Source organism: Methylobacterium sp. E-005, from assembly GCF_022829725.1.
In the GTDB taxonomy this organism is placed as follows: domain Bacteria; phylum Pseudomonadota; class Alphaproteobacteria; order Rhizobiales; family Beijerinckiaceae; genus Methylobacterium.
Genome location: NZ_JAKSYG010000133.1, coordinates 1 through 15,355, shown reverse-complemented (window position 1 = coordinate 15,355; position 15,355 = coordinate 1). Strand labels below are relative to the sequence as shown.

General features: G+C 68.9%; 11 protein-coding genes and 2 pseudogenes. 5 read left to right on the top strand and 8 right to left on the bottom strand.

Translation table 11 applies throughout. The features are described from left to right. Positions 1-6 precede the first annotated feature (6 nt). The 3 genes from MKK88_RS15180 (at position 7) to MKK88_RS15170 (ending at position 2,801) form a co-directional block, all read left to right on the top strand. Positions 7-723, top strand: coding sequence for a HisA/HisF-related TIM barrel protein (locus tag MKK88_RS15180; RefSeq protein WP_244001053.1), 717 nt, complete (start codon positions 7-9; stop codon positions 721-723). A 122-nt stretch (positions 724-845) separates the two neighbouring features. Continuing rightward, on the top strand, positions 846-1,448 hold the full coding sequence (gene leuD / locus MKK88_RS15175; RefSeq protein ID WP_244001051.1) for a 3-isopropylmalate dehydratase small subunit: 603 nt from the start codon (positions 846-848) through the stop codon (positions 1,446-1,448). 150 nt (positions 1,449-1,598) lie between these two features. Continuing rightward, positions 1,599-2,801, top strand: a complete 1,203-nt coding sequence (locus MKK88_RS15170) for a lytic murein transglycosylase (protein ID WP_244001049.1) — start codon at positions 1,599-1,601, stop codon at positions 2,799-2,801. Between the two features lie 311 nt (positions 2,802-3,112). On the opposite strand, the gene hpnH is transcribed toward MKK88_RS15170, so the two are convergent. Continuing rightward, a complete protein-coding gene (gene hpnH / locus MKK88_RS15165) occupies positions 3,113-4,276 on the bottom strand; it encodes an adenosyl-hopene transferase HpnH (RefSeq protein WP_043386340.1) in 1,164 nt (387 codons plus the stop codon). 630 nt (positions 4,277-4,906) lie between these two features. Between hpnH and MKK88_RS15160 the strand changes: the two genes are divergently transcribed. Then, positions 4,907-7,573, top strand: a complete 2,667-nt coding sequence (locus MKK88_RS15160; protein WP_244001047.1) for an MMPL family transporter — start codon at positions 4,907-4,909, stop codon at positions 7,571-7,573. Between the two features lie 16 nt (positions 7,574-7,589). On the opposite strand, the pseudogene MKK88_RS15155 reads toward MKK88_RS15160, so the two are convergent. The 6 genes and pseudogenes from MKK88_RS15155 to MKK88_RS15130 all read right to left on the bottom strand — a co-directional run. Next, positions 7,590-8,045, bottom strand: a pseudogene (locus MKK88_RS15155) (GNAT family N-acetyltransferase); the annotation flags it as partial. A gap of 154 nt (positions 8,046-8,199) precedes the next feature. Next, complete coding sequence (gene hpnK / locus MKK88_RS15150; RefSeq protein ID WP_244001045.1) at positions 8,200-9,042, bottom strand: hopanoid biosynthesis-associated protein HpnK; 843 nt, start codon at positions 9,040-9,042, stop codon at positions 8,200-8,202. Positions 9,043-9,165: 123 nt separating this feature from the next. Further along, positions 9,166-10,599, bottom strand: coding sequence for a hopanoid biosynthesis associated radical SAM protein HpnJ (gene hpnJ / locus MKK88_RS15145; protein ID WP_244001043.1), 1,434 nt, complete (start codon positions 10,597-10,599; stop codon positions 9,166-9,168). 55 nt (positions 10,600-10,654) lie between these two features. Continuing rightward, positions 10,655-11,863 (bottom strand): bacteriohopanetetrol glucosamine biosynthesis glycosyltransferase HpnI, encoded by a 1,209-nt coding sequence (gene hpnI / locus MKK88_RS15140; RefSeq protein WP_244001041.1) that lies wholly within the window; start codon positions 11,861-11,863, stop codon positions 10,655-10,657. A gap of 84 nt (positions 11,864-11,947) precedes the next feature. Then, the gene (locus tag MKK88_RS15135) at positions 11,948-12,559 is read right to left on the bottom strand and encodes a phospholipid-binding protein MlaC (protein ID WP_244001040.1); all 612 of its coding nucleotides are present in this window, start codon (positions 12,557-12,559) and stop codon (positions 11,948-11,950) included. Beyond that, on the bottom strand, positions 12,550-13,662 hold the full coding sequence (locus MKK88_RS15130; protein WP_244001037.1) for a flippase-like domain-containing protein: 1,113 nt from the start codon (positions 13,660-13,662) through the stop codon (positions 12,550-12,552). Before MKK88_RS15130 ends, MKK88_RS15135 begins: the two co-directional genes overlap by 10 nt. A gap of 211 nt (positions 13,663-13,873) precedes the next feature. Between MKK88_RS15130 and MKK88_RS15125 the strand changes: the two genes are divergently transcribed. Next, the gene (locus tag MKK88_RS15125; RefSeq protein WP_244001035.1) at positions 13,874-15,028 is read left to right on the top strand and encodes an amidinotransferase; all 1,155 of its coding nucleotides are present in this window, start codon (positions 13,874-13,876) and stop codon (positions 15,026-15,028) included. Positions 15,029-15,073: 45 nt separating this feature from the next. Here MKK88_RS15125 and MKK88_RS15120 read toward each other — a convergent pair. After that, positions 15,074-15,355 (bottom strand): annotated as a pseudogene (locus MKK88_RS15120) (amidinotransferase); the annotation flags it as partial.

The following is a 15,355-nucleotide window of genomic DNA, read 5'->3' as shown; positions in this document are numbered from 1 at the left end:
GCCTCGATGGACCACGGATTCGGGCGCCCCGGCTTCGCGGTGATCCCGGTGCTCGACCTCCGGGGCGGCCGCGTGGTGCGGGCGCGCCGGGGCGAGCGCTCCTCCTATGCCCCGATCGCGACGCCCTTGGCAAAGGGATCCGCACCCGACGCGGTGGCGCGCGGCCTGTGCGACGCGTGGCCGGCCACGATCCTCTACGTGGCGGATCTCGACGCGATCATCGACCGGGTTCCGCCCGATCTGGCGGCGCTGACGGCGATCGCCCGGGCCTGTCCGGGGGTCACCCTGTGGGTGGATGCGGGCTTCGCCGATCCCGAGGGCATCGCAGACTTCCTGGCCACCGGCCTCGGCCGACCAGTGATCGGCAGCGAGAGCCAGGCCGATCCCCGCCTGCCGGCGCGATTCGGGGACCGCGCCGTGCTCTCCCTCGACACACGCGGCACGGAACGGCTCGGCCCCGCCGCGCTCCACGACGACCCGTCGCTCTGGCCGCCTGAGGTGATCGCGATGACGCTCGCCCAGGTCGGGGCCGGGCAGGGGCCCGACCTCGCGGCGCTCGCGGCGATGCAGGCGCGGGCGCCGGATCGCCGCCTCTACGCGGCCGGCGGCGTGCGCGGCCCGGCCGATCTGCGGGCACTGCGCGCGGCCGGGATCGCGGGCGCCCTGGTGGCCTCGGCGCTGCACGACGGCTTCCTGTCCCGGGCCGACGCGCGTGGTCTTTGAGATGGGCATCGTCCCGGAAGCCGGTGACCACCTTCCGGGACGATGCCCTGGCCTGACGCTTCCGGCCCGCGCCGGGCGCTGCTAAACCCCCCGGCAGACAGCCCGATCGCGCGAGCGTGCAGATGGACAAGTTCACCACCCTGGAGGGCGTCGCGGCGCCCATGCGGACGATCAACGTCGACACCGACCGGATCATCCCGGCCAAGTACCTCAAGACGATCAAGCGGACGGGCCTCGGCAAGAGCCTGTTCGCCGAGATGCGCTACCGCGAGGACGGCTCGGAGAACCCGGACTTCGTGCTGAACCAGCCGGCCTACCGGAACGCCAAGATCCTGGTGGTGGGCGACAATTTCGGCTGCGGCTCGTCCCGGGAGCACGCGCCCTGGGCGCTGGCCGATTTCGGCATCCGCTGCGCGATCTCCACGAGCTTCGCCGACATCTTCTTCAACAACTGCGCCAAGAACGGCATCCTGGCGATCACGGTCGCCCCGGAGGATCTGGAGAAGCTGTTCGAGGACGCCGAGCGCGGCGCCAACGCGACCCTGTCGATCGACCTGGAGGCGCAGACCATCCGGGGGCCGGACGGCGGCATGCTGCATTTCGACATTGAGGCGGGCCGCAAGCACAACCTCCTGAACGGGCTCGACGAGATCGGCCTGACGCTGGAGCGCGCCTCGGCCATCGACGCCTACGAGCAGAAGCTCGCCCAGCGGGAATGGGCCTGAGGAAAAGGGGATTCCAAAGGGCTCAAGCCCTTTGGCGGGTCGCCAGGGCGGAGCCCTGGCGCATCGGACCCCGCCCGCGCTAACGCGCAGTTAACCCTCGTGCTGCCTGATTCGGCCGCTACACCGCGGATGAGAAACAGGAAGGCCAGGATGCGCCATCAGTGCTTCGGGTCGGGCGTCGCGCTCGGGTTCGGTCTCCTCGCCGTGGGCGCCACGAGCCTGCCGGCGCGCGCGGATTTCGACGGCTGTCTCGCCGGCATCCAGTCCCAGGCCGCCGCTGCGGGCGTCTCGGCCCAGACCTTCCGCGCGGCCACGAGCGGCATCAGCTACGACGACAAGGTGATCGAGCTCTCGCAGGCGCAGCCCGAGTTCAAGACGCCGATCTGGGACTACATGGCCGCCCTGGTCGATGACGAGCGCGTCGAGGACGGGCGCGCCGCGATGCGCCAGAACGCGGCCGCCCTGGCGCAGGCCGAGGCGCGCTACGGCGTCGACCGCTACACGATCGCGGCGGTCTGGGGGGTCGAGTCGAATTTCGGCAAAAACCTCGGCAAGATGCCGCTGGTCCAGTCGCTGGCGACGCTCGCCTGCTCGAACAACCGCCGCCGGGACTTCTTCCGCGGCGAGTTGATCGCCACGCTGCGGATCATCGAGCGCGGCGACATCGCGCCGGAGCGGCTCACCGGCTCCTGGGCGGGGGCCTTCGGCCAGACGCAGTTCATGCCGACCACCTATCACCGCCTCGCGGTCGACGGCGACGGCGACGGGCGGCGCGACGTGGTCGATTCGACCGCCGACGCCGTCGCCTCCACGGCCAACTTCCTGCACGTCGCCAAGTGGCAGCACGGGCAGGTCTGGGGCTACGAGGTGAAGCTGCCCCGCGGCTTCAACGTCGGGGCCGCCGGGCGCAGGAACAAGAAGCCGCTCACCCATTGGGCCTCGCTCGGCGTGACCCGGATCGACGGCCGCCCGCTCTCGGGTGAGGGGCCGGCCGGGATCATCGCGCCGGCCGGGATCGACGGGCCGGCCTTCCTGGTCACCAAGAACTTCGACGCGATCTACTCGTACAACGCCGCCGAATCCTACGGCCTCGCCATCGCGGTCCTGTCGGACCGGCTGCGGGGCAAGGCGGGCGTCCAGGCGGCGTGGCCGACCGACGATCCGCCCCTGTCCCGGGCCGAGCGGCGCGACCTCCAGACCCGGCTGGCCGCCCGCGGCTACGATGTCGGCGAGCCGGACGGCAAGGTCGGCCAGAAGACCCGCGACGCCATCAAGGACGTGGAGCGCCGCCTCGGCATGACCCCGACCGGCCGCCCCGGCGGCAAGGTGCTGGAAGCCCTGCGCGGGGGCTGATGGCTGCGCGGTTCCGGACCGCCCCTTGGTCGCACGCCTGCAGGATCGACAGACGACAGTCGAGGATTGGGTTTCCAAAGGGCTCGGCCCTGTGGCGGGCCCTCAGGGCAGAGCCCTGAGATCCTGACCAGGGCTCTGCCCTGGACCCGCGAAAGGTCTCGACCTTTCGAAACCAAGGCTGAATCACCCGGCAACCCTGCCGGGGTTCTGTCGGGCCCGTGATCTCGCGCAGCGCGCCCGACCCGACACCCAAAATAGCAGAACCCGCGGCCTCTCGGCCGCGGGTTCGAATTTCGTCCGTCCCGTGCAGGTCAGGCGGCGGTGCGCTTGCGGGCTTCCTGCTTGGTGTCGACGCCGGCCGCTTTGATCTCGGACAGCTTCTGCGCGACGTTGCGCGAGAACACGAACTCGGCCGGGCGCTGGTTCTCCAGGCTGACCTCCGGAGCCATCGCGCCGTCGGTCTTGATGCCGCGGATCGCGTGAACCAGCGGCTTCCAGGGCTTGCGGACCGAATCGACCACCGAGGAGGCCTCGTAGCCCGAGTGGACCATGCAGTCGGCGCACTTCTCGTAGTTGCCGGTGCCGTAGGAATCCCAGTCGGTGGTCTCCATCAGTTCCTTGAAGGTCGCCGCGTAGCCCTCGCCGAGCAGGTAGCAGGGCTTCTGCCAGCCGAACACGGTGCGGGTCGGGTTGCCCCACGGGGTGCAGTGGTAGGTCTGGTTACCGGCCAGGAAGTCGAGGAACAGACCCGACTGCTGGAAGGTCCACTTCTCGCGGCCCTTCTCCTTCCCGTGACGGAAGACGCCGCGGAACAGGTCCTTGGTCGCCTTGCGGTTCAGGAAGTGCTTCTGGTCGGGGGCGCGCTCATAGGCGTAGCCGGGGGAGACGGTGATGCCGTCGATGCCCATCCGGGTCACGCTGTCGAAGAAGTCGGCGATCTTCTCGGGCTGGGAATTGTTGAAGAAGGTGCAGTTGATGGTGACGCGGAAGCCCATCTCCTTGGCCTTCGCGATCGCCGCCACGGCCTTGTCGTAGACGCCGCGCTGGCACACCGACTGGTCGTGCATCTCCTTGTCGCCGTCCAGATGGATCGACCACGTGAAGTACGGGCTCGGCTTGTACTCCTTGATCTTCTTCTCGAGGAGCAGCGCGTTCGTGCAGACGATCGCGAACTTCTTCTGGGCGATGATGCCCTCGACGATCTGCGGCAGATCCTTGTGCAGGAGCGGCTCGCCGCCGGCGATCACCACCACGGGGGCGCCGCACTCGCGTACCGATTCGAGCGCGTCGGCGACCGGCAGGCGCTTGTTCAGGATCTCGTCCGGGTAATCGATCTTGCCGCAGCCGGCGCAGGCCAGGTTACAGCGGAACAGCGGCTCCATCATCATCACGAGCGGGTAACGCTTGCGACCCGTCAGGTGCTGTTTCAGGATGTAGCCGCCGATCTTCGCGACGTACCGGAGGGGGATACCCAAGATTGCGGCTCCTTCACTTCGTCGGCCCCGGAGGCATCGGGGTGTTTAACACGAAAAAAAACGCGATTTCTAGCGATCTAGCTTGGAACTAATCTCAATCGACCCTGTTTCGGCGGGGCGATGACATCATATTCCACGCCTGACGCAACAGTGCCACATGAGCCGCCTGCGCGGGCCTCGTGGGCAAGGACATCCAGCCGTTGAGGACAGCACGTGCATTGCGTCGGCAATGCGACCGAGCCTCGGGAATTTCGGCCGTGACGCCGCAGGCGATGTGCGCTAGCGCACATATCTTCCGCGACGACCGCACCGGTCGGCCGCGTTGCAATCTGGCACCACCCTCTTTACTGAACCCCGGGGCGGTGATGCAAGCCGGGGCCCGGTCTGCGGCCTATGGCAGACGGCTGCGCCGCGATCCATATCGGCCGCGATCGGCGTATGGACGCGTACCGTGCGTCCGGGGCGGACCGTGCGGCGTTCCTCCACCCCGGCACGCATCCGAGCGGATTGCGGGGCGATCGGCACGCGGGCTCTGAGCCCTGCCGGAGCCGGTCACCGGGATCCCGATGTGTTCGATGGCATGTGTCGGCCGCGCCGTGTGCGCGTCCGGGGCGAACAGGCAGGGTGCTCGTGATCGAAAGTCTCGTCGCGTTCTCGGTACGGTATCGGTGGATCGTGCTCGCCCTCGTGGCGTTCGTCACGGTCGCGAGCGCCGGAGTCGCGGCGCATCTCTTCCGAATCAACACGGATGTCGAGCGGCTGATCGATCCGAAGGAGCCCTGGCGCCAGGACGAGATCAATTTCGAGCAGGCCTTCCCGCAGCGGTCGAACACCATCGTGGCGGTCATCAACGGCCAGACGCCGGAGGAGACCGAGGAGGCGGCGGCCAACCTCGCCAAGGCGCTGACCGCGCACAAGAACCTGATCGAGACCGTCTATCGCCCGGATGGCGGGCCGTTCTTCAACAAGAACGGCCTGCTGCTGATGTCGCAGGCCGACCTCGACAAGACCCTCGAATCGCTGACCCAGCAGCAGGGGCTGCTCGGCCCGCTCGCCGCCGACCCGTCATTGCGCGGCGTGATGCGGGTGCTGACCCTCGGCGCCCGCGGGGTGAAGACCGGGGACGCCAAGCTCGAGGACCTCGAGAAGCCCATGGGGCAGATCGACGCCACGCTGCAGAAGGTGCTGGCCGGCCAGCCGGCGCGGATGTCCTGGCAGGAATTGCTCTCCAACGGCGAGAGCAGCGTCACCGACAAGATGAAGTTCGTGGTCATCCAGCCGGTGCTGGACTTCAACGCCCTGGAGCCCGGCTATCAGGCGACCAAGCTGATCCGGAACGTCGCCCAGGACCTCAGGATCGATGCCGAGCACGGCCTGCGCATGCGGCTCACCGGCACGGTGGCGGTGGCCGACGAGGAGTTCGCGACGCTCTCGGAGGATGCGGGCGTCAATTACAGCGTGACGGTCGGCGCGATCGTCCTGTTCATCTGGCTCGCCCTGCGCTCCGCGCCCCTGGTGGCGGCCGTTCTGATCACGACCTTCGCGGGCCTGATCGTCACCGCGGGCCTCGGGCTGGCGATGGTCGGCGAGCTCAATCCGATCTCGGTGGCCTTCGCGGCGCTGTTCGTGGGGCTCGGCATCGATTTCGGCATCCAGTTCGCCGTGCGCTACCGGGCGGACCGCTTCGAACAGCCCGAGATCGGCGCCGCGTTGCGGGCTGCGGCCCGGGGCGTTGGCTGGTCGCTGACGCTCGCTGCGATCTCGCTCCTGGCCGGCTTCTTCGCCTTCCTGCCGACGGCCTTCCGCGGCGTCTCCGAACTGGGGCTCATCGCCGGCGTCGGCATGATCGTGGCCTACCTGTTCGCCCTGACGCTGCTCCCGGCGCTGATCGCCGTGTTCAATCCCAAGGGCGAGAAGGCCGCGGTGCAGACCGATTGGCTGGTCGGCGTCGATCCCTGGATCATCGAGCACCGCAAGCCGATCCTGATCGTGGTCGGCCTGATCACCCTGGCGGGCGCACCGCTCCTCTGGCACCTGCCGTTCGACTCGAACCCGATGCACCTGCGCAGCGCGAAGACGCAGTCGATCGCGACCTATCTCGATCTGATCAAGAACCCGGAGACCAGCCCGAACTTCATCGACGTGCTGGCCCCCAGCGTCGACGCCGTCCCGGCCCTGTCGCAGAAGCTGCTGGCGCTGCCGGTCACGGCCTCGGTCAACAGCATCGATACCTTCGTGCCCCGCGATCAGGACAAGAAGCTCGCGCAGATCGCCGACACCGCGCAGCTCCTCGATCCGGTTCTCAACCCCGGGCGCCGGCCGCCGCCGCCCACCGACGCGGACAACGTCAAGGCGCTCAAGGATGCCGCGACGGCACTGAACGGCGTCTCGAACGACGCCAAGGGCGACCAGAAGGGGGCGCAGACCGCCAAGCAACTCGCCGGTACCCTCGACACGCTCGCCGCCGGACCGGTGCCGCAGCGCGAGGCGGCGTCCGTCGCCCTGACCAAGGATCTCGGTCCGCTGCTCGCGCGGCTGCGCGATCTGCTGCACCCGGAAAAGATCACGCTGGACAACCTGCCGCCGCAGCTGAAGGCCGATTGGGTGGCGGCGGACGGGCGGACCCGCATCGAGGTCCACCCGAAGGGTGACTCGAACGACGACGCGGTGCTGCGCCGCTTCTCGGACGAAGTCCTGAAGGTTGCCCCCCACGCCACCGGCGCGCCCGTGGCGACGACTCAATCGAGCTACACGATCCTGGGCGCCTTCGTGCAGGCGGCGGTGACGGCCTTCGTGCTGATCTTCGTCATCCTGTCGGTCGCCCTGCGCAAGCCGTGGGACGTGGCGATGACGCTGGGCCCGCTGGTGATCGCGACCCTCTGGACGCTGATGGCGATGCGCATCGTCGGCATGCCGCTGAACTTCGCCAACATCATCGCGCTGCCGCTGATGCTGGCGGTCGGCGTGGCGTTCCACATCTACTACGTGATCGCGTGGCGGGCCGGCGTGACCGACATGCTGGCCTCCAGCCTCACCCGGGCGATCTTCTTCTCGGCGCTGACCACCGGCAGCGCCTTCGGGTCCCTGGTCCTGTCGAGCCATCCGGGGACGGCGAGCATGGGCAAGCTGCTCGCGCTCTCGCTGTTCTTCACCCTGGTGGCGGCGTTCTTCGTGGTGCCGGCGACGCTCGGCGAGCCGCCGGTGCAGCCCGACGAGGATCGTCCCGATGCCGAGAAGGCCGCCGGCGCGGCCCTGCGGAAGAGCACCGGGCTGAAGGATCCGGTGCCGGCCAAGTAGCCGGCGAAGTAGCCGGTCAGAGCGCCTTCTCGAAGAAATGGTCCGGGTAGGGGTCGTCGTTGAAGCGGTCGATCTCCACCCAGCCCGACCGCCGGTAGAGCGCCAGGGCCTCGGGCAGGGCGCTGTTGGTATCGAGCCGCAGGGTCCGGATGCCGAGATCGCGGGCTGCCGTCTCGGCCGCCTGCATCAGCCGCTTGGCGAGGCCGAGGCCCCGGGCGGCGGGTTCGATCCAGAGGCGCTTGATCTCCGCCACCGGTCCGCCGCTCCCCTTCACACCGACGCACCCGACCGGAAGGCCGTCCGCGACGGCGATCAGGAAGGTGCCGCGCGGCCGCATCATGGCGGCGGCCTCCGGGTCGCAGGACAGGGCGACGTCGAAGCCGCCGGCGAAGCGGGTCGCCAGTTCGGCGTAGTAAGCGGCGAGGCAGGCACGGGCGGGCAGGCTCGTGGGATCGGCTTCCTCGACGACGATACTGTTGCGACTTGAGACGGCAGCATTCATCGCGCCCGAGGTTAAAGCGGCGGCGCCCGGTATCGCAACACGGGACGCCAGAGCGCCCAAAGGCAGATGATCGGCTGATCCCGCCCGATCACCTCATCCTGAGGTGGAGTGTTGGATGGGCCGATCAGCCGAGGAAATCCGAGAAGCCGCCTCGGATTGCGCCAGACGCATCGGCCGCCGCCCGGGACGCGGGCGCCACAAGCGCATCCCGCTCGTCGGCATACCGATAGCCCGGGGCCTCACCCGCAAAACCGCCCGCCGTCGCCGGATGCGTGTAAAGCTCGGTCAGGCCATCTGGGAGTTCGGCCAGCAGAGCCGCCACCCGGGCCGGCGTCATGGCGCCGGACCATGCTAGGCCGAGGGTCCGGTCCGGGATCAGAAGCCCGGCCTGCCGGGCGCGCACGGCGAGCAGGGCCGCCCAGGGGGCTATGTCGAGGGCGGGCCGGGGGCGGGCACCGGGCTCGGCGCGGCGCAGGATCTCCCGCGGCTCCCGGGGCACCCGCAGGGCGCGCATCCCGAAGGCGCGGCCGATGCGCAGCACGGCGCCCGCGATCAGTGGGTGGACGTGGAAGTGCTTGTGGGCGTTGAGGTGGTCGAGCGGCAGGCCGGTCGCCCTATAGGCCTCGAACTGGGCGCGGATCTCGGCGGCGAGCTGTCGCCGGGCCGCGGGCTTGCGGGCGAAGTCGAGACCGAGCCGGGCCATGTCGGCCCGCATCAGGCCGGCTGCGTCGGTCAGGTCGGGAAGCTCGGCGGCCGGGAGGGTCGGCCACGCCTCCACGAGGACGAGGTGCAGCCCGACCCGCAGGGACGGCAGCCGCTTGGCCCGGGCCACCGCGTCGGCGGCGGCCGGCGCCGAGACCATCAGGCTCGCCGCCGTGAGAATCCCGTCGCGATGCGCCTGCTCGACGGCCTCGTTGACCTCGGGGCTCAACCCGAAATCATCCGCGGTGACGACCAGACGCTTCACGCAAACCTCGTAACGGGTGTCGAGAGGGCGAGCCCTCTCGCGGGTCCAGGGCGGAGCCCTAGGAGAAGAGGCGGGGCTCTGCCCCGCACGCCCCGCCGGGGCCGTGGGCCCCGGCCCCCTGACTTACGCCGCCTTGGCGGTGCCCTGGCGCTCCTTGAGGAAGCGGTAGAACTCCACGCCCTCGCGCAGGCGGCGCTTCATCATATCGGGGGAGCGCACCATCTCGCTGACGATCGAGGCGATCTTCGGCGCCCGGAAGTAGAACTTCTTGTAGAACTCCTCAACGGAGGTGAAGATCTCGGTGTGCGAGAGGTGCGGGTAGTGCAGCGGGGCAACCTGCACGCCGTTCTCGTCGACCAGCTCGGCGTTCTCGATGTCGAGCCAGCCGTTCTCCACCGCCTGCTTGTACAGGAAGGTGCCCGGGTAGGGGGCCGCCAGCGAGACCTGGATCGTGTGCGGGTTGATCCGCTTGGCGAAGGCGATCGTCTCCTGGATCGTCTCCTTGGTCTCGCCCGGCAGGCCGAGGATGAAGGTGCCGTGGATGGCGATGCCCAGCTCGTGGCAATCCTGCGTGAACTTCTCCGCGACCTCGACCCGCATGCCCTTCTTGATGTTGTGCAGGATCTGCTGGTTGCCGGACTCGTAGCCGACCAGCAGCAGGCGCAGGCCGTTCTCCTTGAGCACCTTCAGGGTCTCACGCGGCACGTTCGCCTTGGCGTTGCACGACCACGTGACGCCGAGCTTGCCGAGCTCACGGGCGATTTCTTCCGCACGCGGGAGGTTGTCCGTAAACGTATCGTCGTCGAAGAAGAACTCCTTGGTCTGGGGGAACTCCTTCAGGCAGTACTTGATCTCCTCGATCACGTGGGCGACCGAGCGGGTGCGGTAGGTGTGCCCGCCGACCGTCTGCGGCCACAGGCAGAAGGTGCAGCGGCTCTTGCAGCCCCGGCCCGAGTAGAACGAGATGTAGGGGTGCTTCAGGTAGCCGATGAAGTACTTCTCCATCTCCAGGTCGCGCTTGTAGACGCTGGTGACGAAGGGCAGCTGGTCCATGTCGGTCATGATCTCGCGGTCCTCGTTGTGGACCACGACACCGTTGGCGTCGCGATAGGACAGACCCTTGATCTGCGCCATCGGCACGCCGTCGGCGACCTCCTTGACGGTGAAGTCGAACTCGTTGCGGGCGCAGAAATCGACCACCGGGGCCTGGGCCATGGCGCCGGCGGCGTCGACCGCGACCTTGGCGCCGATCAGGCCGGCGATGAGCTTCGGGTTGGCGGCCTTGAGCGCCTCGATCGTCTTCACGTCGGATTTGAACGACGGCACCGAGGTGTGGAGCACGACGAGGTCGAAGTCGTTGGCCTGGGCCACGATCTCGGAAAGCTTGATGTTGTGCGGCGGCGCGTCGATCAGCTTCGAGTTCGGCACCAGGGCGGCCGGCTGGGCCAGCCAGGTCGGGTACCAGAACGACTTGATCTCGCGCTTGGCCTGGTAACGGGAGCCGGCACCGCCGTCGAAACCGTCGAAGGTGGGGGCCTGGAGGAAGAGCGTGCGCATGGGGTTCAAGGCCTCAGGGCAATGCGGGGGAGGGGCGGAGAAGGATTGGTCGGGGTCAGCGGAGCGGCGCGCCGGCGTCGCTGCCGAGCTCCGCGTCGGGGATCAGTGTGCCATCCGCAACCACGTGATAATCATGACCTTTCCATGTCACCGCCCCCGACACGAAGGCCCAGGAGAAGTTCAAGAAGGAGAGGATGTCGCGGATCGGCAACAGTCCGTAGGGGTGCGGGGTCAGACCGAAGGCCCGCTCGACCTGCCGGCAGAGGAGGATGCGGCTCGCCAGGGCGAGGCCGGCCACCGCCAGGGTTCCCAGTCCCGCCCCCGGAAGCAGCGCCGCCACGAGGGCCAGCGGGAAGGCGTGGGTGACGATCGAGCCGGCATAGCCCGCCGGATCGACGGTGCGGATGGTGCGGTTCCAGCGGAGTTCGTGCCGCCACAGGCCGGCGAGTTCGGTGTCGACGCTGGTATGGCCGATGGTGAAGCTCGGGATCGCCACCCGGCCGCCGAGGCCGCGGAGCGCCGCGCCGATCGCGTAATCGTCCGCGAGGTCATTGCGGAAGGTCCGGAAGCCACCCACCGCCTCCAGGCTCGCCCGGGTGAAGGCGACGGTCGAGCCGAAGCAGGGTTTGGCGAGCCCCAGGCTCAGGCCCATCACGACGTTGGGCAGGAAATGTGTGTCGATCGCGAGCGTCGAGAGCCGGTCGTACAGGCCCCGGAAGGCCGGCACGCCGTGGTAGAGGCAGGTCACGCCGGTGACGCCCGCCTGCGACAGCTCGGCGACCAGCCGCTCCAGGTAGTCGGGCCCGACCACCATGTCGCTGTCGGCCAGCACCACCACCTCGTGGGCGATCCCCTCGGCCATGTTGATCAGGTTCGAGACCTTGCGGTTCGAGCCGTGCTGGCGCGCGTCGATCACGAGGTCGATCCGGGCCGCCGGGTAGGCCAGCTTGAGCTGCTCCACCACGCCGATCGCCGGATCGGTGGCCTTCTGGACGCCGAACACGATCTGGACCGGGCCGGCATAGTCCTGGCGCAGGACGCTCTCGAGATTGGCGTAGAGCTTTGGCTCCAGCCCGCAGAGGGGCTTCAGCACCGTCACGGAGGGACGCGGCGCGCCGGGCGCCAGGGCCGGGACGGGGCGCCCCGCGTAGCGGGCTGCACAGAAGGCGGCCGCCAGGGCATAGAGGCAGCCCGCCGCTGCCAGGATCAGGCAGATCAGCGAGAGCCACCAGAGGGCCAGCAGCGTCAGGGCGGAAACATCCATCCGATCGGGTCCGTGCGATCGTCCCGCCGCCTCAGGCAGCGTTGGCCGCGAACGGCCGGTTCAGGGCGGCACTCTCGGCGGCGGTCACGGCGTGGGCTTGGCCGCGAGCATGCCGTCGGCCCGCTGGCGCAGGAACTTCACGGCGCCGTCCGCGCCCCCCGACTTCAGCGGCGCCGAGAGGGCGGTACGCTGGGCCGCAAGCTCGCTCACGTCGCCGTTGAGCAGGACGTCCTGGATGCGATTGTCGGCGTTGACGACGAAATCGACTTCGGAATCGTCGCCATCCGCCGCGGTCACCCGGGTCGGCACCACCCGCTGGGCGCCGCGCTCCTCGACCTTCGACGTCACGTCGAACTTGCCCCCGGCCGCGCGGGCGAGGCGGTTGGCGTAGGTGACGGTGAGGCTGCGCTTGAACGCGTCGGTCACCGCCGCCTGCTGCTCCGGGGTGAAGCTCGACCATTTCGAGCCAACCGCGATGCGGGTCATGGCGGGGAAATCGAAGGCCTTGTCCATCGCCGGCCCCACCACCTCGACCCGGGCGGGCAGGGGGCTGGGGCCGTCCTTCAGCGCGGCCGAGAAGGCGGCGTAGAGGTCGCGCACGGTCTGAACGGCGGGATCGTCGGCGGCCCACGCGGAAACCGGGACGAGCAAAGGGGCGGCGATCAGGGCGGCCGCGAGCCGGCGGGTCAGGCGCACTTCTTCAACTCCTCGCCGTCACCGAGCCGCGCCACCATGCGGGGCGGGGCGTAGCTGTAGAAGGGGCCGAGCGTCGCGGGTGGCACCACCCGCTTGACGCTGCGCCCGGCCTCCATCTCGACCTCGCGCTCCTCCTCCTCGGGGGCTTCCGCGCGCAGCTTGCTTTCGATCCGGTGCCAGAGCAGCAGGCTCGGGAGACCGACGCCCAGATCGGCGAAGCGCTTGACCAGCGAGAGGGCCAGCGCCGCCTCGGCCGGGATGTTGAACAGGCCGCACAGGGCGATCAGGCCGCCCTCCTGGGCACCCAGCGCACCGGGCACCGCGAAGGCCGCCCCACGCACCGCCTGGGCGAGGCTCTCGATCATGAGGGCCTGCGCGAAGTCGATCGGGTAGCCCATGAAATGCAGGCAGACATAGACCTCCAGGGTCCCGATCACCCAGCCGACCAAGTGAACCACCAGCGCGGTCGCGAAGCGTGCGTGGTTGGCGTAGAGGCGGCGCAGGCTGTCGTAGAGCTGGTCGATCGCCCCGAAGGCGCGCCACTCGCGGCCCGAGGCGAAGCGGCTCAGCAGCCCCTGGATCAGGCGGTGCCCGGCCCGGCGCTGGATCAGGTAGAAGGCGCCCAGAGCCGGCACCGCCAGGGCGAGGCCGCCCTCCACGGTCCGGGCGATCGGCCCGTCGCCGCAGATCGCGACCAGCAGGGCGAGGCCGACGACGGTGAACAGGAGCTGCGTCAGCGCCTGGGTCATCAGGTCGACGAACATGCTGGCGCCCGCGAGGGCGCCCGGCACGCCGCGCTTGGACAGAAGGCGCGCGCCGACGAAATCGCCGCCGACGGTGGCCACCGGCAGCAGGGTGTTGATGCCCTCGCGCACGAAGCGCAGCGACACGCAATCGGCGAGCCGGGCGGTGCCCTTGGGGAACACGACCTGCCAGCCGAGCCCCGCCCAGGCGACCGCCACGATACGGGCCAGCACCACCAGGGCGGCACCCCAGCCGGCACTCATCACGGCGGCCGAGACATCCTCAAGACCAGAGGACATGAACAGGCCGACGACCGTGCAGAGACCGGCGATCGAGGCCAAGGTCGTCAGGCGCTTCATTGTCGTCTTTCAAGCTCGCAAAAGGCTTGATGCGGGAAATCGGCCACGGTCGCGGCAGAAATAGGTCCGCCGGGCCGAGAACGTTTCTGTCACGTTGCAGCATGGATGAGCGCTGTCTATCACCCGTTTAACACACCGGGGGCCAAAGCGGCGCGGGGTCTCGTAGAGCCTACGCAGAAGGCCGCGGCACGTCGCAGAAGGGGCACACGTCATGGAGCGCGAAGCACCGATCACGGCCCTGGAGGCCGTGACCGAGGACACGCATGCCGGCAGCTATGCGGGTGCGGCGGCACCGGGCGCCCCGGCGCCGCACTCGCCCGTAATGGCCTGGAACGAGTGGGATCCGCTGGAGGAGGTGATCGTCGGCTCCCTCGACGGCGCCACCATCCCGACCCACCACCTCACGGTGATCTTCAACCTGCCGCGCGCCGCGCAGCCGTTCTACCGGCTGGCGAGCGGCTGGAAGTATCCGAAGTTTATGAAGAAGCTGGCGCAAGCCGAGCTCGACAACTTCATCACGATCCTGGCCGGCGAGGGCGTGAAGGTCCGCCGCCCCGACACGGTGGACTTCTCCAAGAAGTTCAAGGCGCCGCGCTGGTCCTCCCGCGGCTTCTGCGTGGCCTGCCCGCGCGACCCATACCTCGTCATCGGCGACGAGATCATCGAGAGCCCGATGTGCTGGCGCTCGCGCTACTTCGAGGGCGACGCCTACCGCTCGCTGTTCAAGGAGTATTTCCGCGCCGGCGCCCGCTGGACCTCCGCGCCGCGGCCGCAGCTGACCGACGACCTCTACAACTACGACTACCGGGTGCCGAACCTGAAGGCCGGCGAGCCCATGCAGTTCACCGTCAACGAGTTCGAGCCGGTGTTCGACGCCGCCGACTTCGTGCGCTGCGGCCGCGACCTGTTCGTGACCCGCTCCAACGTGACCAACCTGATGGGCATCGAGTGGCTGCGCCGCCACCTCGGCCCCGGCTTCCGCATCCACGAGATCGAGAGCCGCTGCCCGCAGCCGATGCATATCGACTCGTCGTTCATGCCGCTGGCCCCCGGCAAGGTGCTGGTGAACCCGGACTATGTCGACGTCGAGAAGCTGCCGGCGGTCCTCAAGAAGTGGGATGTGCTGATCGCCCCGCGCCCCGACCCGGTCGAGGGCTTCATGAGCAAGATCTCGATGTGCTCGCCCTGGACCTCGATCAACGTCCTGGCGATCACCGAGAAGAAGATCGTCGTCGACCAGAGCCAGCCGACCCTCATCAAGGCGCTCAAGGACTGGGGCTTCGATCCGATCCCGGCGCCGTTCCTGAGCTACGGCCCGTTCGGCGGCTCGTTCCACTGCGCCACCCTCGACGTCCGCCGACGCTGATGTGCGAATCTGCAAACCGGCCGCGGAACGGGCCTGTCTGTGATCCTAGAAGTACGACTTCAGCACGCCGCGGCGGCGGACGTCGAGGGTGGCGCAGTGGAACGAGCCGCCGAACGGGCCGTAGCTCAGGAACGGCGCCGGGACCGGATCGAAGCCCCAGTCCTTGAGCGCCTTGATGAGGGTCGGCTGGCTCTGGTCGACGACGATCTTCTTCTTCTCGGTGATCGCCAGGACGTTGATCGAGGTCCAGGGCGAGCACATCGAGATCTTGCTCATGAAGCCCTCGACCGGGTCGGGGCGCGGGGCGATCAGCACATCCCACTTCTT